The following is a 20400-nucleotide window of genomic DNA, read 5'->3' on the forward strand; positions in this document are numbered from 1 at the left end:
TGTTAACAAAATTCATTAAATATTAAACTTAATGTACCAATTTTTAACGATTTTTATTGTTGGAAATTTAGGTCTGATGATTGCAAAATGATTAGCACATTTTCTACAAATCATTCTTTGCTGCGGTTTAAACATAAATTGTGGTAAATGATGTTGTAATATGAAAATAACATATTGTTACTTGATTTTTAAAAGCGTATGACATTAAATGTTATATTATAACGTTGCATATGGTGGATTGTTAGATTTGTGCGGGGCTATATTGCGGTCTGCTAGCGTTTCAGCTTTCACCTTATATGTTGGTTAGATTTGATATTTTACATTTTATCCGTCAATAACGCTCTTAAAGGATGCAAAATGACAAATTTGGTTAAAAGCTTTCGCAAGTTGCTTGCCGCTTCTGTTTTTGTTTCAGTTTCTGTTTTTTCAGCAAGTGCCTTTGCTGAAGTTCCTAAAGTTACCGCTTCAATTAAGCCGATCCATTCTTGGGTTGCAACGGTTATGGAAGGTGTTGGCACGCCTGAATTGATTGTGAAAGGGACAGGATCAGAGCATGGCTATTCTTTGCGCCCAAGTGACGCCGATAATCTGGCCAAAGCTGATATTGTCTTTTGGGCCGGCCCAAGCATGGAAACATTTTTAATAAAGCCGCTTGATAACCTTGCGGAAAAAGCAGACAAGGTTGCTCTTTCTGAAATCCCGGGCATAAAGCTTATTGATATGCGTGAAGGAGGTATGTTCGAAGCCCATAGTCATGACCACGACCATGATCATGAGCACGAACATGGGGAGGCTGACCACGACCATGATAAGGCAGAAAAGGCCGATGCGCATGACCACGATCATGCTCATGAGCATGCCAATGAGCATGAAAGCGCAGAAGCTGATCACGACCATGATCATCATAAGGATTTGCATTTCTGGCTAGATCCTGAAAACGCCAAAGTGGCCGTTAAAGATATTGCTGAAGTTTTGGCAAAAAAAGACCCAGAACATGCCGATCGTTATCGGCAAAATGCAACCGCCTATGTGGCAAAGCTTGATACATTGATTAAGCAAGTAAATAGTGAGCTTGCACCGGTACGTGGTAAACCATTTATTGTTTTCCATGACGGATATCATTATTTTGAAAAACGCTTTGGTATTCCAGCTGCGGGTTCTATTACAGTAAATCCTGAGCAAGCACCTGGTGCACAGCGTATTTCCGAAATTAAGGAAAAAGTAAAAGACTTAAAGTCTGCGTGTATTTTTTCAGAACCACAATTTGAGCCGCGTGTTGTTAAAACTATTCAAGAAGGCACAGGCGTCAAAACAGGTGAGCTTGATCCACTTGGTTACGATATTCCAGAAGGACCAATGCAATACGAGCTTATGATTGAAAAAATTGCTCATTCATTGAAACATTGTCTTTCCGAATAATTTAAGTTTTTTGGCCCGCTTGTTTTAAAAGCGGGCCATTTATAAGTGGCTTTAATTAAATTTGTGATTGGTAAATTATAATTTACTAAAATATTCTTTATCAAGAATTAGCTATTTGAAATTCTATCTAACTGATATTTAACGTAATTTTTTTCTTTTTTTGAAAATATGGTTTAGCGTGCAAATTTAGCTATATTTTTATTGCAACCATTAATGCTTGTCTCCGTTTAACTTTAACAACCCAAACGGAGTACGTATCATGAAAATTCCTCCACAATCTCAAGATCACATGCCTGGTGTAGAATCTAAACTTATTCCACCAGCTCAACATATACGCGATAGCTATAAAGGTTCAAGCAAATTAGCTGGTAAAAAGGCACTTATTACGGGTGGAGATAGTGGTATTGGTAGGGCCGCGGCATTGCATTTTGCTCGTGAAGGTGCTGACGTTGCCATTATTTACCTTCCAGAAGAAGCTGACGATGGCCAAGACGCAAAGAAACTCATTGAGGCAGAGGGTGTGCGAGCTTTAGCGATTGAAGCGGATTTACGAAAAGTGGAAAATTGTAATAATGTCGTTAAAACTGTTATTGAGCAATTTGGTGGATTAGATATTGTCGTAAATAATGCAGGTATTCAAAAGGTTGCTAAAGACCTTGGTGAAATTTCTGATGATGATTGGCATTGGCATTTTGATATTAATGTGCATGCAATGTTTTATTTAACTAGGGCGGCGTTACCTCATCTACATAAAGGTGCATCGATTATTAACACAACTTCGGTCAATGCTTTTGCTGGAAATGATATGCTCGTTGCCTATTCAACTACTAAAGCAGCGCAAGCAGGTTTTACGCGTGCTTTGGCATTACAACTAGCAGATAAAGGTATAAGGGTGAATGAAGTTGCGCCCGGTCCGGTATGGACGCCAATTCAGCCTGCTGGATTTGGACCTATCGATCCTCAGATTGTGGCCGATATGGGAAAAAGTGTTCCTTTGGCGCGCATTGGTCAGCCAAGTGAGGTAGGCCCGGCCTATGTTTATCTTGCTAGTGAAGATTCATCATTTATCACTGGGCAAACCATTCATGTTAACGGTGGCATGATTATCAATGGTTGACACATTAGCATCTGTTTCGCCATCAGAACAAACATGGTTACATAGCCAGCGACATCATCGCTGGCTAGAGCAGCAAGGACAAAGGCTGTTAGACTTTTCAAAAGAGTCTCGCGTTAAAAACGGTTTTACCGCTCTTAATGATCAAGGTAATCTTCCTGACAACGCGGTTGCTCAAACAATCATAACCGCCCGTATGACCCACGCATACGCTTTGGGTTCTATATTAGGTTTACCCGGTTGCGCGCCGCTTGTAAAACATGGTATTAAGGCTCTTCTTGGGCCATTGCATGATGATAAGCATGGTGGTTGGAAACAGGCAGAAGATCAACCACAAGCAAGAAAAATTGCCTACCTTCATGCTTTCGTTGGCTTGGCTGCGTCATCAGCAGTTGTAGCGAAAACCGAAGGGGCTGAACTTCTTCTTAAGCAAGCTGTTGATATCCTTGAAGAATATTTTTGGTCGGAAAATGAAGGAGCCATGCGCGAAAGTTTTGCGGCAGATTGGTCTAATGAGGAAAACTATCGCGGTGCAAACAGTAATATGCATTCTGTAGAAATGTGTATGGCGCTTGCTGACGTGTTAAATTCTTCTATTTGGCGGCAAAGAGCTTTGCGGATTGCCCATCGTATTATCCATACCAATGCGCGTGAACATAATTATCGAGTTCCGGAGCATTTTGATAAAAATTGGCTGTTAATGCGGGATTTCAATAAGGATAAACCTTATGATGATATGCGGCCATTTGGCATGACACCAGGTCATTTTTTAGAATGGAGCCACTTACTGCTAAAGCTTGAAGCGGCTTTACTTCTAAATGGTGAAGAAGCGCCAACATGGTTATTTGAAGATGCAAGCAAATTATTCGACGCAGGTGTTAATACTGGATGGGCGGCAAACGGCAAGCCGGGTATTGTTTATACAATTGATTGGCAGGATAATCCTAATGTAAGTAATCGTGCTCATTGGGTGCAAGCCGAGGCTATTACTGCCGCCGCTGCGCTTTTAAAACGTACTGGCAATATTAAATACGAAGTTTGGTATCGGCGATTTTGGGATTTTCTCGATTTACACATGATTGATCGGCGAGGTGGTAGCTGGCATAATGAAGTTGATGGCGACAACAATCCCTCAAGTAAAATTTATGTAGGAAAGCCAGACCTTTATCATGCTTATCAATCAACCTTAACGCCGATATTGCCTCTAGCTCCCTCGCTTGCAACAATGCTTGCTCAACGTATGCAAATAAATCAATAATTGTTGATTGATAGCATTATGGATTTAAACTATTAAATTTGGTTATTGTCCGTTTGTGAATTAACTGTTTCGCTTAAAACATCATACCGTTATTAGCGGTTTGATGTTTTTTTAATAATTATTTTACAAATCAATCTACGAGAGAAATAAAGCAAAAAAGATTTCAAGATTGTAATCGTAAATGTGGCTGATGATAGCTCAATACCTGTTCGGGCTGGGAAAATTGTTTTAAAATTTGAATAATAAAGGCGCCCTTCCGATAGGGTGAGCGCCTTCTTATTTTGAATAATTAAAATTTAAACAATCTTGATTTGTACTTCCACATTGCCACGTGTGGCATGGGAATAGGGGCAAATTTCATTATGGGCAGTAAGCGCTGCCATTTCAGCTTGTTGCTTATCAAGGCCATCAAGATGAACGTTAAGCGTTACAACTAATTGGAAGCCACCTTCTTTACGAGGGCCAATACCAACATCGGCCTTAACCCAGCTATCTTCACCAATTTTCATACCCTTTTGGGCAGCCGCAAAGCGCGTTGCTGATTCAAAGCAGGCTGCATAGCCAGCTGCAAAAAGAGTTTCAGGATTTGCGCCGACTTTGCCATTGCCGCCCATTTCTTTTGGTTTGATCAAGTCTAGGTTGATGGCACCGTCTTGCGATGTAACATGACCTTCACGGCCACCTTTAGCTGTTGCACTTGTTGTATAAATAACTTTTTCTAACATGTTTGCTCCTAAAATAATCAAGTGAATATTGCCCAGTTGGGGGGAGTTAAGTTGTATGCTACTTAAGCTAAACTAGAGCACATCCGCTAAGCATTGGCTTATCATTGTGCTCTAATATTTTGTTTATGTATTTTCCATCGCAAAACTGCTTTTACACTTTTATGGAAAATGTCTAGCCACATCAGCAGCTTTATTCGTTCAAAATTGATATTGAACATGAATTTCTATTCTCAATAATTCATTAAAATGCCGAGAATTTTAGGCATTTTAATGAAAATTCTATATTCAATATTGTTTAGTATATAGCGTCTTGTTCTTATTGAACAAGATTATAAGTGGTCTTATAATCACTTATTTTTATGTTTCTTTTTATCCTTATCATCACCAAGTAACCTTGCAATGATATCACTAACATCATTGGACAAATTATTTGTCTTGGCAATATGCTTTAGAGCATTTTCAAGCTTATTGCGGCGGTTTTGCTCTAATGATCGCCAAGAGCGTAAAGTTGTTAACAGACGGGATGCAAGTTGCGGATTCTTACCATCAATATCAATGATAATCTTTGCAAGATAATCATAGCTAGCGCCATCTTTACGGTTAAATGCAACAGGGTTGCCGCCCGCAAATGCCCCAATCAATGCACGCACACGGTTTGGATTGTCAAAGGAAAAGTGCTTGTGTTTGGTAAGCTCTTGCACTTTTTCAAGGGTTTCCAATCTTGCACTACGAGCTTGCACACCAAACCATTTGTCAATTGTTAAAACATCTTTGTCAAAGCGTTTTTCAAAGTCGCTAAGCGCTGATTGTGCTTCTTTAGATTGGGCAAAATTTTGCACCAAAATATTAAGGGCAGCAAGGCGATCGGTCATATTATCTGCTTGGTCATATAAGCCGCCGACCCTTTTAGGCGAATTTTCAGCTATGGCAATATAATAAAGTAAAGTGTTTGCCAAAGCGCGCTTGCCTGCATTGATCGCATCGGGGGTGAATGGCTTTGCAGGGTTTATTGCTTTATAAAGTGTGTTAAAGCTTGCTTGGTTTTCTTTAGCAACAATTTCAACCAATATTTGTCTTGCAGCATGAATATAATCGGGATTGATATCTTTTGCGACAATCCTTGCAATTTCTGCTTCGCTAGGCAAGGTCAAAGCAATCGCGCGAAAAGCTGGTTCTAAACGCTCATCATTGGCAACATTATCGACGAGCTTGGCAAGTTTTACGCATTGCTTATGGCGCAGTTTTCCCTCATGCTTATGGGCGTGTACCAATTCATCCATCAAAAGATCATTGAGTGCCTGCCACCGGTTAACTGGATCCTGATCAAATGCAGCAAGGAAAAAACGCTCCTTTTTGCTTAAATCTGTTTTAAGGATGACTGGGGCAGAAAAATCACGTAATAGTGACACCACAGGCCGATGCTTTATCCCTTTGAAGTGGAAGCTTTGCTTGGCCTCGTTAAGCACTAAAAGATTAGCTTCGCTATTGCTATTTGTTTTCACATTAATTTCGTTACCCTCTTCATCTAAAAGAGCAAAGCGAATAGGTATGACCATTGGCTTCTTTTTCTTCTGCCCTGGTGTTGGGTAGATTTTTTGCTCTAGCTTAATGGTAAGGGTTTCATGCTTTTCGTTATAGTCAAATTTGGCTTTTACATGTGGTGTGCCTGCTTGTTCATACCAAAGCATAAATTGAGAAAAATCTTGTTTTGAAACCTTCGCAAAGCATGCAATGAAGTCTTCAATCGTACAAGCCTCGCCATCATGGCGGTCAAAATATAGATCCATACCTTTTCTAAATAATTCATCACCGAGCAAGGTGTGAACCATGCGGACAACTTCGGCACCTTTTTCATAGATAGTGGTTGTATAAAAATTATTAATTTCGCTATATTGCGTAGGTCGCACGGGGTGGGCAAGGGGACCAGCATCTTCTGGAAATTGCGCGATTTTCAATAGACGAACTTGGTCTATACGTTGCACGGGACGCGAGCGTTGGCTTGATGAGAACTCTTGATCTCGATAAACCGTAAGCCCTTCTTTTAAGCATAATTGGAACCAGTCACGGCAAGTGATACGGTCGCCCGTCCAATTGTGGAAATATTCATGGGCAACTACACGTTCAACATTGGCAAAGTCGGCATCGGTTTCGGTTTCGGCTGCGGCAAGAATATATCGATCATTAAATATATTCAGTCCCTTATTTTCCATTGCACCCATATTAAAATCAGATACGGCGACAATATTAAATATATCAAGGTCATATTCGCGACCAAAAGCTTTTTCGTCCCACGCAAGAGATCGTTTAAGCGAATCCATTGCATAAAGCGCGCGCTCAGTCTTACCTTTCTCGACATAAATGCCAAGATCCACAATTTTACCGCTCATTGTCTTGAAGTTATCGCGGGTTACTTCAAGATTGCCAGCAACCAAAGCAAATAAATAGGATGGTTTGGGAAAGGGGTCATGCCATGTTGCAAAGTGCCGATCTTTACCTATATTTCCAGTTTCAACGCAATTACCATTGGATAATAAAATGGGGGATTGTTTTTTGTTTGCTTCAATCCGAACAGTATAAACGGAAAGAACATCGGGACGATCATAGAAATATGTGATCCTGCGAAAGCCTTCCGCTTCACATTGGGTGCAAAAAACACCATTAGATTGGTAAAGACCCATTAATTGGCGGTTAGCCTTGGGATTGATTTTCGTTACAATTTCTAAGGTAAAAGGATCACAAGGAGGATTGTCAATTTTTAATTGGCTGGGGGTTATGGTAAATGCTTTTGGCTCTAGTTCAATATTATCAATGGCAACACGTACCAGCTCCAATTCATCACCAATAAGAATAAGTGGTGCGCCTTTTTTAGTGCCTTGCCGTCTTTCTAGCGACAATCTTGTGGTCACAACTGTATTTTCAGCTTCAAGAATGAAGTCCATATGCGTTGTTTTTATTTCATATGGTGTTGGCTTATAGTCTTTTAAGCGAAAAACTGGACGCTTTACCGTGTTCATAACCTTAAATCCCATTTGTTAATTTATTTTAAGGTAGGAATAAATTTAAAAGGCTGCAATAGATTTTTTAAAAATATCTCCAATCGTTGCTTTATTGTTAGTTACTTTTTTAAAAACAAGATATTTAAAAAAAACTATGATAATCGATTATTTATTATATCGTGGCAAATAGGTTTTAAATGTACGCAAATTATTTAACTTAAATCTTTTAGGCTGAATAAGTAGTAAGAGTGCGATGTGCCTCATTTTGTATCACTATCGCTGCAATGTGGTTTAATGCTTTGATGTTTTAGGTGAAAGTATCGGCTTTATTATGGGTTCTTTAGATAAAATGCCTGTTATTTCAGGAAATGTAATGGTTGGAATCTGGATGAAGGTTACGGCTGTTGCGCTCTTTGTCGGTATGTCGACTTTACTCAAAGCAGCTGTTGGAATTCCAGCTGGTGAGCTTAGCTTTTTTCGTTCATTTTTTGGATTGCTACCAGTTTTTATCTGGCTATTTATGCGTGGTGAGTTGCGTAAAGCTTTTTATACAAGCAATATTGTCGGGCATATTTGGCGTGGATTGTTTGGCATTTTGGCTATGATGTGTAATTTTTATGCTTTAACCTTATTGCCTTTACCTGAATCTATTGCAATTAGTTATGGTGCGCCGCTCATTTTAGTAATTTTAAGCGTTATTTTTTTAAAGGAAAAAGTACGTTTATATCGTTGGAGTGCAGTTTTTGCTGGGCTTTTCGGTGTGTTGATAGTTATTTGGCCCCGCATGACGATATTTTCTGCGCAGGAATTAGATACGTCGATTGCTTATGGCGCTATAGCTGCCCTTGCTAGCGCCGTGCTTACAGCTATTGCACTTTTATTGGTGCGGCGCTTAGTTTTTACCGAACGTACAACAACAATTGTGCTCTATTTCATGATTTCTGCAAGCTTATTTTCTTTACTATCTTGGCCGATTGGCTATTTCTTAAATCATATAGGCATAAAAACTGCATTGCTTGATGTCTGGGTTTGGCCAGATTGGCATATAGCCTGTTTATTAATCGGTGCAGGTCTTTTCGGCGGTGTAGCGCAAATATTTATGACAGAAGCATATCGCCATGCTGAACCATCAACTGTTGCACCCTTTGAATATGTCTCTTTGGTGCTCGGGCTTATTATTGGTTATGTGGTTTTTGGTGATGTGCCAACAACGCAAATGCTCATTGGAAGTTTGATTGTCGTTGGCTCTGGAATATTTATTATTTATCGTGAAAGCCGCTTGAATTTATTAAAGCCACAAGAGCGTGCAGCAAATTCCAAATAGAATAATTTGTATGAAATATGCGTGAAAGCTAATAAAATTATAGGTGGGTTAATGGGATAACTCACGCATTTTCATTTTCACATTAAGCAAATCTTGCCACGTAAATTTTTTATGAAGGGGATTTTTCAATAAATAACGCGGATGGAATGTTGGCATGACATCAATAATTTTTCCGCCTGCGGTTGCAAATTTTAGCCAGTTACCGCGCATACGCAAAATACCTTCATTGGCACCGGTAAGCCATGTTGTTGTTGTGCCGCCAAATGCTAATATCATATCAGGATTTGCCAGTTCAATTTGCCGGTAAATAAATGGCTTACATAATTCAACTTCATGCTGTGTGGGTTCGCGATTGCCCGGTGGACGCCATGCGATAACATTGGCAATATAAACATCTTGACGATTATACCCTATTGCCCCAAGCATTTTGTTGAGTAGCTCACCTGCGGGACCAACAAAAGGCACACCTTGCAAGTCTTCCTCACGCTCTGGAGCATCGCCGATAATCATTAGCTTGCTCTTGTTTGTACCATCAGCAAAGCAGGTGTTTTTAGCGGTAATTTTTAAAGGACAGCCCTCAAAATCGGTTAAATTTTGACATAGTTCCTCAAGACTATTTGCACGCATCGCAACTTCGCGTGCAAGTTTTATCTGGTCATCAAGGGGAACATAATTGGTTTTACGCGCGGCGCTTGCAGTTCTTGTTGGTGCCTTTTTGCTGTCAGTCGCCTTTGTTGCGGTCGAGACTGGTTCTTGATTAACCGCAATCTTCGTTTCAGATTGAATATTTGAAGGTGCAGGCGCTACCTGAAGCCGATTAATAGGTTCATCCAAGATTGCTATATCAACGCCAGAATCCTGATAGAAGCGTAAAAGCTCTTCAAATGTAAAGGCTTTTTTCTGTCCAATAAGGTTTTCGCTCACGCCTCGTATTCCTGTTTGTAGCAATTAATTTCTTGGAAAATAATGAAGGTTTAATAATCATATTTGTTAGCACATACAAGTTGCTAAAGTTTTTATTTTTAAACAATTCGAATGGTAAATTAATTTATGCGTTTATATAAATGATTAACGCGTTAATTTATTTTCAATTTAACTTATAATCGAGGTCAAAGTGAGGGAAAGACCAGTGAGGAAGATGAAAATTGCGGCACACCATTCTAATGCAGATTTGAAAAAGTTAAAATGGCTTTGTCGATTTGAAATCTTGAGTGCTAATGATTTTGCATAGACAGCAAGCGCGGCCAGAAGCGATACGGTTATGAAAGTGCCAAGAGACATAGCCAAAACCGATAACACACCAATAAACCATAAATCATTGAGCATGACAAAGCTCATGACAAATATAGCACCGGAACATGGGCGAAGGCCGACAGAAAAAACAGCCATAAGGGCCGGGCGCAACTGCAATGGTTCTTTGACAATGTCAGGGCTAATCATATGGGCTTGGCCGCAATCATTGCAAATTTCACCTGCGCCATTAAATACATGGTCAACGCCGCCTTTTTCATAATTTAAGCGTGGTTTGTTGTTTAATGCGCTTTTGGGAGACAGGCTTGATTGAAAGCTGCTTTGTTGGTTAAAGTCACTGGCTGGTGCACTGTCAAATATAGTTGTTTTAATGCTTTTTTTGTGAAAATAGGGTTTGATTTTTCGCCAGATCATAACCATCCCCAAAATCATAACCAGAATAAAGCTGCCTGTTGTTAAAAATGTAGCTGCTTGTGTGAGACTGCCAGGAATTAGAAAAAATACTAATAAAATAATAAAAATTGCGCTTAACGCTTGCAAAATTGATGAAAGGAACGATAGGAAAATACCGCGTTTTAAACTTGCATCATTGGCAACAAGATAAGATGCTATCACTGCTTTACCATGTCCAGGGCCGGCAGCGTGCAAAATACCATAAAGAAAAGAAAGACCAATAAGCCAAATTGCATTATGTGGGTTTTCTTTCATACCAATGAGATATCCGCCAATTGTGCGTTCAAAGACCTGTTGCCAACTAAGAATATAAATATAAATTTCTGAAAAAATGGATGAGTTATTGACTGGCTGCTCAGGCGCACCGATACCAAGAGGAGATCTAGCAAAGGCGTTAGTTAGCATGCTATAATATATTACAGCAATCAAAGGCATAAATTTTATTTGTCGCATATCACTTCCAATTTGGGCGCAAGACGTTGGGCTAGGTCAAAACTTGCATCGGGATTTGCAAAAAAATCTTCGGTTTCATTGGCAAGACTTTTGGATAATATTTTATCGCCATCAGGACGAACCATGTAGCCCTTACAAAACGAAGGTAATCCCGAAAATGAAATATCGACATCGCGTTTAAAGTTTACGGCAACATAAAAAGTTGGGTCATAGAGTGAAAAGCTGTAATGGCCACCACGTTTAATATATAATGGTTCTTTGGGCTTATTTTCAATATGAAGCGTGAGCTGGTTATTTTTCATATCAGCAATAAGCTTATCGGGATTAGCAAGCTTAACTGATTTACCATCTACTGTTACAGATTGGAAATAGTCAAACTCAGCTAAGGATTCACGGATAGTTTTGCTTATTTCGGCAAGTTCTGATGGATCAAGAAAACGGTCACCATTCTTGTCAAAATCTAAAATAACCCCAGCAGAAAACAAAGCATCAAACAACCAATCTTGCGAGAGTTTTTCAACCTTGCCATCTTTATCTAGTTGAATTTGAACTTTTGCATCGACAAAAATATGTGGATGAGCTTGCACAATAGCAGTCATCGGCACAATGAATAAAATACTAAAAAAAAACTTAAATAGAGTTTTGATCATTTAATTTTAAAAAACCTTACATGCATTAGTTTGTTGTTTGATCTATGCATGACGAGCTGCTTTTAGCATATCGAGTGATAGGTAAAAGCGGCGACAAACTATGCAAGCGGATCAAAAAATGCTTAAATTGATTCATTTGAGGAAAATATGCTTTAATTATGACAAAAAGAAAACACCTGCCAAATAGTAAATAAAAAATTTAAATATTAAGAAAAATTGGGCCTATTTAGCATCGCCTTAGTGGGCTGTCATCTAAGGTGCACCATAAATACGCAGGTAATAGGTAATATTAAACATTGCTGGGTTCTTCTGCACATTTTTCGCAAAGACCACGAATTTCTAATGTTGTTGCATGGGGGCGAAAGTGGATCTTATGCATATGGTCATGCACTTCATGTTCAATAACGTGATTGTTAAATTCGTGAACCTTGCCACAGTTTTTACAAATAGCAAAAGCAACAAGATGATGGTCATCGCAGTCAGGGTGGGCGCAGGCGATATAGGCATTTAAGCTTTCAAGCTTATGCACTGCACCGATTGCAATCAACTTATCTAAAGCGCGATAAATTTGTAACGGAGCGCGAAACCCCTCATCGCGCAATTGATCAAGGATAGTGTAAGCGCTTAATGGTGCCCGCTCTTTCTTGAGGACATCAAGAACGAACTTTTGGTTTTTTGTAAGATCACCAATTGGGGGCATCATCTATCACTCTTTTCATAAGTCATACTCAAATATATTAGCCGATAATTGCTTTTAATCTAGCTAAGTTTTGTTTTTTAACAAGCTGAATGGCAAAAGGCAAATAACAAAAAGGACAAAGGCGGCAACAACAATCGAGGGGCCAGAAGGCGTGTTAAAGATTTTTGACATTTGCAATCCTGTTGTTGAAGAGATAATGCCGATGACACTAGAAAGCAAGGCCATGATTTCAGGGGTTGATGACAACCGTCTTGCTGTGGCAGCAGGTAGTATCAAAAGCGCGGTAATCAGCAATATTCCGATGATTTTCATAGCCACAGCGATAATAAGCGCTAGCATAAGCATAAAAATAATTTGAGCAACTTCAGGATAAAGCCCTTCTGCTTTAGCAAGGTCGGCATTGACTGTTCCAGCGATAAGTGGCCGCCAGATGATATAAATAATCGCTATAGCAAAAATACCGCCCAGCCAGATCATTAAAAGATCAAGCCGAGAAACCGATAAGATGTCGCCAAATAAGTAGACTGAAAGGTCCTGTCGTACCCAAGGTAAAAAACTTAAAATAATTAAGCTGATAGCAAGGCTTGAATGAGAGAGTACGCCAAGTAAAGAGTCGTTTGAAAGTGTGTGACGGCGTTGTAAAAGTAAAAGGATAATGGCCAGCATTGTTGTAACGATGAAAACACAAATGGTCATGTTAATGTTGGATATGAAGGCAAGAGCAACGCCAAGCAAAGCTGAATGGGCCATTGTGTCACCAAAATAAGCCATGCGGCGCCAGACGACGATACAGCCTAAAGGCCCGGCTGCCAAGGCAATGCCGATACAACCAACCATGGCGCGTACAAAAAAATCATCAAACATTCGTATTATCCTGTGGTTTATTATCTGGTTTTGTTAAATGATTATGTTTGCTGTTGTCGTGACATTGATCGCCTTGGCAAATCGTACCATCTGGATGGTGGTTGTGGTCATGTTGATGCCGGTAAAGTGCGGCGGAATTTTTACCATTCCTTGAAAATAGGGCATTATATTCGGGGCTCATGGCCACCTCTTCTGGCTTACCGCTACAGCAAATATGCCCATTAAGGCATATCACGCGGTCGGATGCTGCCATAACGACGTGTAAGTCGTGGGAAATAAGTAAAATTCCGCAATTTAACCGCTGCCTATATTGAGAAATCAGATCATAAAGTTCTGCTTCGCCGCTAAAATCCACGCCCTGCAATGGCTCATCTAAAACAAGAATATCAGGTTTGGTTGCAGCAGCACGTGCCAACATGACCCTTTGCAATTCCCCTCCTGATAAATTGAGAACTTGCGCGCCACGTAAATGCAATGCTCCAACTTCTGCAAGAGCTGCATCGGCATCTTCCATTTTTAATTTGTGGGTAAGCTCCATAAAGCGACCGACACTCATCGGCATGCTACGGTCGAAATTAAGCTTTTGTGGCACATAGCCAACCCGCAAGTTTGGTGCTTGCCAAACATTGCCCTCATTAGGTTTTAATATTTTAAGAGCCATTTTTGCGGTGGTGCTTTTACCTGAACCATTAGGGCCAATAAGCGTTATAATTTCGCCGCGTGATAATTCCATGTCAATGTTACGTACCAGCCAGCGATTATTGCGAAAAATCCCAGCGTTTATAAGCTTTATCAATGAGGATGACACGAAGAATAAACTTTCTATTCAAATACCTAAATTATTGGTTCTAATCATATATAAATAAGTTTGATGTGTTTTCTTTATGCACATAAATGACTTAGCCTCGATAAAAATCAAAGGTTTTAACCATCAATGCTTGGCGTAAAAACACATAATTCATTATCGTTATAACATAACACTTAAAAAACGCAATTTTAAAACATAGCTCATGCATTTTTTAAAAGAGTGACAGTTGGTTGGGGCGGCTTTTGGATGCGCTGGGTGTTTCTAATTCCTGTATTTCGTCCAAAACATCTTCGCTGCGATAATTGGCATCATTAACCTTGGTAGATATTTTTCTAGCAATGAATTTTTCCGTGTCAGGCGTGGTTAACATGCGCAAGACATCTTCGCCGCGATAGTTACGTATATCTAACCACGCTTGATAATTTTCTTTGGAAATAATGAGTGGCATGCGTTGATGTATCATTTTTATATCATTATTTGCGGCTGTGGTTATTATGCCTGCAGTGTCAATTTCAGTGCCGTCTGCACCACTCCATGTTTCAGCAAGCCCAGCAAAGCCGATAATTGGACTATTTTGAGACGTAATGTAATAAGGCTGGCTTTGTTTGCCAGTTGTTTTTTTCCATTCAAAAAAACCGCTCGCAGGAATGATAATTCGGCGGTGGTTAAGAGCATTTCTAAATGATTTTTTTAAATGTATCGTTTCTGCTCTAATATTAATTGTGAGTGGCCATTTATCAGGTTCTTTGACGAAAGCGGGAACAAATCCCCAACGCATTAATGAAACATCATGTGGGGGTAGGTTGCTATTGTCTGGCCTTGTTGCTTCTGGGTACTTTACAATAAGGATTGGCTGTGTTGGAGATATATTATAAAGGTGTGGTATTGCAATTGGAACAATGGCGCCAAATTGCTCTTCAATTTTTGTAATATCTGTTAATAGAGTGAAACGACCACACATTTAATTTCCAGTTTTAAATTAATCGACTTTTATAAGTTTAACTAAGCGAATGAACAAATACAAATACAACAAAATTGTAAATATGTATCGAATTGCGAAAAATTTAATTTTATTTAATAAGTTTTTGACAATTTGAATTTGTGCTGCAGTATGAAGTTGGGGTGATTTTTATCGTGATAAAACGTTTTTTTTCCATTGTTTTTATTCTAACTATTTTGCTACCCGCATCCCATGCTTTTGGGCAAAATGTTAGCTATGATAAAAAAATGACACGTTTATCAGAAGTTTTGGGTTCTCTTCATTACCTTTATAATTTATGCGGCGAAGATACAGCTATTTGGCGTGATAAAATGGATTTATTGTTAAACGCTGAACAAGCTGATGGCACAAGAAAGACTAAATTAACAGCCGCTTTTAATAGCGGTTTTCGTGCTTTTTCTGAAAATTACTACCAATGTACGCTTGCTGCGTTAAGCGCGATAGAGCTTTATAATGATGAGGGTAAGAAACTTTCCCAAGAATTAATTGACCGCTTTGGTAATTAATTGGTTTTTACATAGATATTCAAAATATGGGATAATTAAAATTATTTTATACACCCTGTCATTGAATACTGCCATTAAAAGATAAATTAACCTTTTTTTCAGTTATCTTACAAGGCCCTAAAGAAATATGCTAGTCTAGGATTAGATTATAGTGTTAACGCTCTTTGCGTACAAATAAAGAGATGACAGGAAATGAAAAATAGTCAATCCGACTTAGCATTAATTATTGCGCAGGAAAAAAAACTTGTTGCAAGTGAAACACAGGCAGAAGCTTGGGCTAATGGTATGTCTAATGGTATTGAACCTGAAATTTTAGCTGAGGTAGCTTTTGTTACTGCACTTGAGCATTTTTTGCTGTTTAAAAAGGAAGAAGAAGCCTTAAATCTTGTGGATGTTATTCGCGAACGGATAATTATGGGGGAATTTCTTAACCATAAGACAGTACAATAGCTCAATCATCTTCTATTTACCGCGTTGGTTGAACATTTAGCGGATTTAAATAGATTATTTACAGTGCTTATTATCTATAAAATTTGGTAAAAATGTTAAAAAACATCAATAAATCGGTCTTGGTAGTAGGTCTTGCTTTAATTCTAGCAAATGCACCACTGCAAAATGCGTTTCCCAAAACCGATCAGCCAGATTTTCGTGGGATTTTGGATAATAATATACCTGATCCTGAAAGTGCTTTTGGTCCTTTTAATGGTGATGACACCAACAATAATAGCTTAATCGGCCATTCTTTACCAATTGTTTTATATGATGAAACTGCTTTGCCCGCTAAAGTTCGTGATATGCGTTTAAACATTATTAAAGCGGCTAAGACAGGCGAAATCGAAGCATTAAGACCCTTGCTTGGCACTGGGATTAACGAAACCCAATTAAGGTTGACAGACGAAGAAGGCGATCCAATAGAGTTCTTAAAAGAGATTTCTGGCGATGGAGAGGGACTTGAAATTCTGTCAATTATCATTGACTTACTTAATTCAGGTTACGTCCATCTTGATCAAGGCACTGAACAAGAAATTTATGTTTGGCCGTATTTGTTTGCCTATCCAATAGATAAATTAACCAAAGCTCAAATGGTTGAAACTTTCCAGATTATGACTGCGGGTGACTTTGAGGCGATGAAAGACATTGGTGCTTATTCTTTTTTTCGCATCGGTATAACACCAGATGGCAAATGGCAATTTTTTGTTAGCGGTGATTAGGGGCTGAAAGATTATTTTATCACACCGTAAGCCATTCTTGCTCCACCACCAAGTGGTTTGGGATGGCTGTAAAATTTACCTAATTTAAGTGCAAATACCAGAAAATTGGCGTTGCCATCACTATCGACCAAATATCGGGGGAAGTCACCAAGATGTCCGTTGTCATCCCAAGGAGTTGAAAGTTTTTTGTTCTTTGGAAGGGGTTAAGTGACTGCTTGCTAAACCGGTGGAATTATCTTTTCGCCATTTAATCTGGATTGCTATGAACATGAAGCCCATGAATGACAAGTGCTAGATATTTTAGATGTGGTATAAATACCAAGTCATAATAAGATAGCTCAACGCTAATAGTGCTGTTTTCTTTCCTGGGCTTTTATTGGTCGCTTCAAAAAAATCTATGTTAATGCTATTTACACAATCATTTTTGTTTGTGCTTGTGGAGCTTGTTGTAATGTAAATGCACTAAGCAGCAATGTTATTGCTAAATATTTTTCATTTAATCCCCCTTTTAAATTTAATATGCCGATGGTGAGACTTCGCCACGCAATTATTTTTTGACGAAAGCATATTTCATATTTATTGCGTTAATTTATGCGGGTGGAATTTTATATGCGGTAAGTTGATTTTTGTTAATCAAATTTCTACTTGCAAAATAGACCATGGTTTTGCATGGTGAAAGTTATTTCACCGTGGGGATTTATTGATGAAAACGATATTTGCAGCTATAGTTTCTTTTTTGATGCTTTCGACGAATGCTATGGCACAAGAGGCAATGCGCATTCCTGTAGATTCTGCGCCTATCAGTTTTTTAACTGCTAGTGGGGCGCATAATTACTCTGTTGAAGTTGCTCAAAAACCTCAGGAGTTGGAAGCAGGTCTAATGTTCCGCAAGGATTTACCTCATGATAGAGCTATGCTTTTTGTTTTTGCAGTCCAGCGCGATGTTATGATGTGGATGAAAAATACTCCTTTACCACTTGATATGGTTTTCGTTGATAATAATGGCAAAGTTGTTTCACTTGCTTATAATACAACACCAGAATCAACTATTCTTATTTCTTCAGGTTTTCCAACTCGCTATGTTGTTGAATTGAATGCTGGTGAGATTAATAAGATGAATTTAAAGCAAGGTGATTGTGTTGTTCACCCTGCAATAGCAGTAAAATGTGTCAGGTAATAATTTATGCTAAAAGATGATGTGAATTTTTTTGAAAGTGATGGTTACACTCTTGCCTATCGCGATAAAGGAAATGGGCAACCTATTTTACTCATTCATGGTTTTGCATCATCTTCATGGGTTAATTGGGTTGCGCCCGGATGGTTTCGTACGTTGAATGATGCTGGTTATCGGGTAATTGCCATTGATAATCGCGGCCATGGATTTTCACAAAAAATTCACGATGAAAAAGCCTATACACCTGAAGCAATGGCCGATGATGCGGTTCGTCTTCTTGATCATCTTGGTATAGAAAATGCGCATATCATGGGTTATTCCATGGGCGCAAGAATTACAGCATTTGCTTGTTTACGACATGCAGCACGAGTGCAAAGTGCTATTTTTGGCGGTCTTGGCATTGGTATGGTAACAGGTGCTGGAAGATGGGAGCCTGTTGCTGAAGCTTTGTTGGCTGACGATATTGCAAGTATTAGCAGCGAACGAGGTTTGATGTTTAGAAAATTTGCAGATCAAACCCAAAGTGATCGCTTAGCTTTAGCTGCTTGTGTTATTACGTCAAAAAAGGAACTCACCGCAGCTGAAGTTTTTCAAATAAAACAACCCGTTCTTGTGGCTGTTGGCAGTACTGATGAAATTGGCGGCGATCCCGTTGCTCTAGCAGCTTTATTACCTAATGGTGAACCCTTGGTAATTGAAGGGCGAGATCACATGTTGGCAGTAGGTGATAAAATATATAAAAAAGGTGTTTTGGAATTTCTCGCTCGTCATCCTATTGGTCGCAGATAGATTTTGTCTGATAGGTGCGGTTAAATTAGCTTTATAGTGACGATTGGAAAGATGAGCTAGATGAATTCTTCTGCCACTCTTATTTCTTTTGATAGAAAATATGACATTGATGATTTATGGAGCCTCATTTATTCAGAGGCAGAAGCGGCTGTAGTCAATGACCACACCATGTCGGGGTTTCTATATCCCTCTGTTTTAAATCATCAAAGTTTACGTACGGCAGTGATTAATCGGCTTGTTGATCGACTTTATCATTACGATCTTGATCAGGACGTGTTACGGCAAACTTTAACCGAGGCTGCCGCAACGATTGAAAATTTTGATGAAATGTTAAGTGAAGATATTGCTGCAGTTTTTGATTTGGATCCAGCCTGTCATCGTTTAATGGACGCCTTATTATATTTTAAAGGCTTTCATGCCTTGCAAACCTATCGACTTGCCAATGCTTTATGGCAGGCCGGGCGCATAGATTTTTCCTATTATTTGCAAAGCCGGTCCTCTTCAGTTTTTCAAACAGATATTCATCCTGCTGCAACCATTGGTAAGGGTATTTTTCTTGATCATGCCACGGGTTTAGTTATTGGTGAGACTGCTGTTGTTGAAGATCATGTTTCTATCCTTCATAGTGTAACATTAGGTGGTACTGGCAAGGCTGGCGGTGATCGCCATCCTAAAATTCGGCATGGTGTTTTGATTGGTGCAGGTGCAAAAATTTTAGGCAATATTGAAGTTGGTCATTGTTCAAAAATTGCTTCAGGTTCTGTTGTTTTAAAAGATGTACCTGCAGGTGTTACCGTTGCCGGCGTGCCAGCGCGCATCATCGGTGAGGCGGGTTGTACTGAGCCTGCACGCAATATGGACCAAACCTTAATTGCGGGAGATGGCATTTAAGTATACTTATTCATGATTTGATTATCAATCATTGCTAAGTTGTTCTAAATAATCTTTTAAAACAACCGCATTATTATGTTCGCTGTCATGAGCTGCAAAGAGTAAGCTTACGATGTTGTGTGTCTTTATACTGTCTATAAAGGCTTGTATTTTTATATTATTTTGATCAAGTTCTTTCTTATATTTTTCAGTAAATTCGGGCCATTTTTCAAGGTCATGATTAAACCATTTACGTAAATCTGCACTTGGTGCGATATCTTTGCACCAATCATCTAGTTTGGCTTTGTCTTTTGTTAGACCCCTTGGCCACATGCGATCTACAAGAACTCTCCAACCATCGTCATTTGTTGGCGTTTCATAGATATGTTTAATGTGTAATTTCAAAACTATGCCTTTTAGATTAATCAATGCGAAAATAATCAATAATAGTCAATGTCTTTATGTCTGAAAAAATATAAGAGCGTTTTAGCTATTATCTCAATTAATGGGGCTTAAGGCTAAGTGACAACAAAGCTCAAAAAATCTGTAAATAGATTTTTAATGGTGCGGTCGAGAAGACTCGAACTTCCACGGGTTGCCCCACAGCGACCTCAACGCTGCGCGTCTACCAATTCCGCCACGACCGCACGTGGTAGAAGCTAAAATAAATCAGCTAGCGGCATGTAACAAATGTGTAACTTTATGACAAGCACTTTTTTTAAATATAACAATTTTTTTAGATCTTTGTAATCTTAACGCTTAAAAGAAGCAATATGTTTCCTAAAAGGTAAGGCAAGTGCGTTTAACGAGTAAAATTTAAAGCAAAGATGCCCAA

The 20400-nt window shown here is 39.0% G+C and carries 20 protein-coding genes and 1 tRNA gene; 10 read left to right on the plus strand and 11 right to left on the minus strand.

From position 1 onward, the window contains the following. The first annotated feature begins 357 nt into the window (after positions 1-357). The 3 genes from H3299_RS05500 to H3299_RS05510 all read left to right on the plus strand — a co-directional run bounded on the left by H3299_RS05500 (position 358) and on the right by H3299_RS05510 (position 3791). Positions 358-1419: a zinc ABC transporter substrate-binding protein gene (locus H3299_RS05500; protein ID WP_182419284.1), complete on the plus strand. Its 1062-nt coding sequence runs from the start codon at positions 358-360 to the stop codon at positions 1417-1419. Positions 1420-1678: 259 nt separating this feature from the next. Beyond that, positions 1679-2536, plus strand: a complete 858-nt coding sequence (locus H3299_RS05505) for a glucose 1-dehydrogenase (protein ID WP_182419285.1) — start codon at positions 1679-1681, stop codon at positions 2534-2536. Further along, positions 2529-3791: an AGE family epimerase/isomerase gene (locus tag H3299_RS05510; RefSeq protein ID WP_182419286.1), complete on the plus strand. Its 1263-nt coding sequence runs from the start codon at positions 2529-2531 to the stop codon at positions 3789-3791. Before H3299_RS05505 ends, H3299_RS05510 begins: the two co-directional genes overlap by 8 nt. A gap of 296 nt (positions 3792-4087) precedes the next feature. Here the strand turns inward: H3299_RS05510 and H3299_RS05515 are convergent, their stop codons facing one another. Together H3299_RS05515 and pepN are read right to left on the minus strand one after the other, a co-directional pair. Further along, positions 4088-4516, minus strand: a complete 429-nt coding sequence (locus tag H3299_RS05515) for an organic hydroperoxide resistance protein (RefSeq protein WP_182419287.1) — start codon at positions 4514-4516, stop codon at positions 4088-4090. Positions 4517-4863: 347 nt separating this feature from the next. Continuing rightward, the gene (pepN, locus tag H3299_RS05520) at positions 4864-7530 is read right to left on the minus strand and encodes an aminopeptidase N (protein WP_182419288.1); all 2667 of its coding nucleotides are present in this window, start codon (positions 7528-7530) and stop codon (positions 4864-4866) included. A 313-nt stretch (positions 7531-7843) separates the two neighbouring features. Between pepN and H3299_RS05525 the strand changes: the two genes are divergently transcribed. Continuing rightward, positions 7844-8836, plus strand: coding sequence for a DMT family transporter (locus tag H3299_RS05525; protein ID WP_246708151.1), 993 nt, complete (start codon positions 7844-7846; stop codon positions 8834-8836). Between the two features lie 48 nt (positions 8837-8884). Here H3299_RS05525 and H3299_RS05530 read toward each other — a convergent pair whose 3' ends face one another. From H3299_RS05530 to H3299_RS05560, 7 genes are all read right to left on the minus strand, one after another. Further along, positions 8885-9760 carry a uracil-DNA glycosylase family protein gene (locus H3299_RS05530; RefSeq protein WP_246708153.1) on the minus strand — a complete coding sequence of 292 codons (876 nt, stop codon included), beginning with the start codon at positions 9758-9760 and terminating at the stop codon, positions 8885-8887. A 168-nt stretch (positions 9761-9928) separates the two neighbouring features. Further along, positions 9929-10993, minus strand: a complete 1065-nt coding sequence (locus tag H3299_RS05535; RefSeq protein ID WP_182419289.1) for a nickel/cobalt transporter — start codon at positions 10991-10993, stop codon at positions 9929-9931. Next, positions 10981-11643, minus strand: coding sequence for a DUF1007 family protein (locus H3299_RS05540; RefSeq protein ID WP_182419290.1), 663 nt, complete (start codon positions 11641-11643; stop codon positions 10981-10983). Before H3299_RS05540 ends, H3299_RS05535 begins: the two co-directional genes overlap by 13 nt. A gap of 289 nt (positions 11644-11932) precedes the next feature. Then, on the minus strand, positions 11933-12346 hold the full coding sequence (locus tag H3299_RS05545; RefSeq protein ID WP_182419291.1) for a Fur family transcriptional regulator: 414 nt from the start codon (positions 12344-12346) through the stop codon (positions 11933-11935). A gap of 60 nt (positions 12347-12406) precedes the next feature. Continuing rightward, positions 12407-13207, minus strand: a complete 801-nt coding sequence (locus H3299_RS05550) for a metal ABC transporter permease (protein WP_182419292.1) — start codon at positions 13205-13207, stop codon at positions 12407-12409. Continuing rightward, positions 13200-14033 carry a metal ABC transporter ATP-binding protein gene (locus tag H3299_RS05555; RefSeq protein WP_315973330.1) on the minus strand — a complete coding sequence of 278 codons (834 nt, stop codon included), beginning with the start codon at positions 14031-14033 and terminating at the stop codon, positions 13200-13202. Before H3299_RS05555 ends, H3299_RS05550 begins: the two co-directional genes overlap by 8 nt. 193 nt (positions 14034-14226) lie before the next feature. Continuing rightward, entirely contained in the window at positions 14227-14976 is a 750-nt protein-coding gene (locus H3299_RS05560) for an SOS response-associated peptidase (RefSeq protein ID WP_182419294.1), read from the minus strand. Positions 14977-15149: 173 nt separating this feature from the next. On the opposite strand from H3299_RS05560, the gene H3299_RS05565 reads away from it, so the two are divergent. The 6 genes from H3299_RS05565 to cysE all read left to right on the plus strand — a co-directional run bounded on the left by H3299_RS05565 (position 15150) and on the right by cysE (position 19586). Continuing rightward, positions 15150-15521, plus strand: a complete 372-nt coding sequence (locus tag H3299_RS05565; RefSeq protein WP_246708154.1) for a TIGR02301 family protein — start codon at positions 15150-15152, stop codon at positions 15519-15521. 192 nt (positions 15522-15713) lie between these two features. Further along, the gene (locus H3299_RS05570; RefSeq protein ID WP_182419295.1) at positions 15714-15971 is read left to right on the plus strand and encodes a hypothetical protein; all 258 of its coding nucleotides are present in this window, start codon (positions 15714-15716) and stop codon (positions 15969-15971) included. A gap of 92 nt (positions 15972-16063) precedes the next feature. Next, positions 16064-16732, plus strand: coding sequence for a hypothetical protein (locus H3299_RS05575; RefSeq protein WP_182419296.1), 669 nt, complete (start codon positions 16064-16066; stop codon positions 16730-16732). Positions 16733-17435: 703 nt separating this feature from the next. Then, the gene (locus H3299_RS05580; protein ID WP_182419297.1) at positions 17436-17909 is read left to right on the plus strand and encodes a DUF192 domain-containing protein; all 474 of its coding nucleotides are present in this window, start codon (positions 17436-17438) and stop codon (positions 17907-17909) included. Positions 17910-17915: 6 nt separating this feature from the next. Beyond that, positions 17916-18695: an alpha/beta fold hydrolase gene (locus H3299_RS05585; protein ID WP_182419298.1), complete on the plus strand. Its 780-nt coding sequence runs from the start codon at positions 17916-17918 to the stop codon at positions 18693-18695. Between the two features lie 60 nt (positions 18696-18755). Further along, positions 18756-19586 (plus strand): serine O-acetyltransferase, encoded by an 831-nt coding sequence (gene cysE, locus H3299_RS05590; protein WP_182419299.1) that lies wholly within the window; start codon positions 18756-18758, stop codon positions 19584-19586. Positions 19587-19610: 24 nt separating this feature from the next. On the opposite strand, the gene H3299_RS05595 is transcribed toward cysE, so the two are convergent. Further along, the gene (locus H3299_RS05595) at positions 19611-19970 is read right to left on the minus strand and encodes a DUF488 domain-containing protein (protein WP_182419300.1); all 360 of its coding nucleotides are present in this window, start codon (positions 19968-19970) and stop codon (positions 19611-19613) included. Positions 19971-20127: 157 nt separating this feature from the next. After that, positions 20128-20212 (minus strand) — tRNA-Leu (locus H3299_RS05600). Between the last annotated feature and the right edge of the window lie 188 nt (positions 20213-20400).

Origin of the sequence: Bartonella sp. HY038 (assembly GCF_014117425.1) — a bacterium.
Classification (GTDB): Bacteria; Pseudomonadota; Alphaproteobacteria; order Rhizobiales; family Rhizobiaceae; genus HY038.

Excerpts from the sequence above, each read along its gene's own strand:
- H3299_RS05500 (WP_182419284.1), top strand. The coding sequence starts at position 358 with ATGACAAATTTGGTTAAAAGCTTTCGCAAGTTGCTTGCCGCTTCTGTT.
- H3299_RS05505 (WP_182419285.1), top strand. The coding sequence starts at position 1,679 with ATGAAAATTCCTCCACAATCTCAAGATCACATGCCTGGTGTAGAATCT.
- H3299_RS05510 (WP_182419286.1), top strand. The coding sequence starts at position 2,529 with ATGGTTGACACATTAGCATCTGTTTCGCCATCAGAACAAACATGGTTA.
- H3299_RS05515 (WP_182419287.1), bottom strand. The coding sequence starts at position 4,516 with ATGTTAGAAAAAGTTATTTATACAACAAGTGCAACAGCTAAAGGTGGC.
- pepN (WP_182419288.1), bottom strand. The coding sequence starts at position 7,530 with ATGAACACGGTAAAGCGTCCAGTTTTTCGCTTAAAAGACTATAAGCCA.
- H3299_RS05525 (WP_246708151.1), top strand. The coding sequence starts at position 7,844 with ATGGGTTCTTTAGATAAAATGCCTGTTATTTCAGGAAATGTAATGGTT.
- H3299_RS05535 (WP_182419289.1), bottom strand. The coding sequence starts at position 10,993 with ATGCGACAAATAAAATTTATGCCTTTGATTGCTGTAATATATTATAGC.
- H3299_RS05540 (WP_182419290.1), bottom strand. The coding sequence starts at position 11,643 with ATGATCAAAACTCTATTTAAGTTTTTTTTTAGTATTTTATTCATTGTG.
- H3299_RS05545 (WP_182419291.1), bottom strand. The coding sequence starts at position 12,346 with ATGATGCCCCCAATTGGTGATCTTACAAAAAACCAAAAGTTCGTTCTT.
- H3299_RS05550 (WP_182419292.1), bottom strand. The coding sequence starts at position 13,207 with ATGTTTGATGATTTTTTTGTACGCGCCATGGTTGGTTGTATCGGCATT.
- H3299_RS05560 (WP_182419294.1), bottom strand. The coding sequence starts at position 14,976 with ATGTGTGGTCGTTTCACTCTATTAACAGATATTACAAAAATTGAAGAG.
- H3299_RS05570 (WP_182419295.1), top strand. The coding sequence starts at position 15,714 with ATGAAAAATAGTCAATCCGACTTAGCATTAATTATTGCGCAGGAAAAA.
- H3299_RS05575 (WP_182419296.1), top strand. The coding sequence starts at position 16,064 with ATGTTAAAAAACATCAATAAATCGGTCTTGGTAGTAGGTCTTGCTTTA.
- H3299_RS05580 (WP_182419297.1), top strand. The coding sequence starts at position 17,436 with ATGAAAACGATATTTGCAGCTATAGTTTCTTTTTTGATGCTTTCGACG.
- H3299_RS05585 (WP_182419298.1), top strand. The coding sequence starts at position 17,916 with ATGCTAAAAGATGATGTGAATTTTTTTGAAAGTGATGGTTACACTCTT.
- cysE (WP_182419299.1), top strand. The coding sequence starts at position 18,756 with ATGAATTCTTCTGCCACTCTTATTTCTTTTGATAGAAAATATGACATT.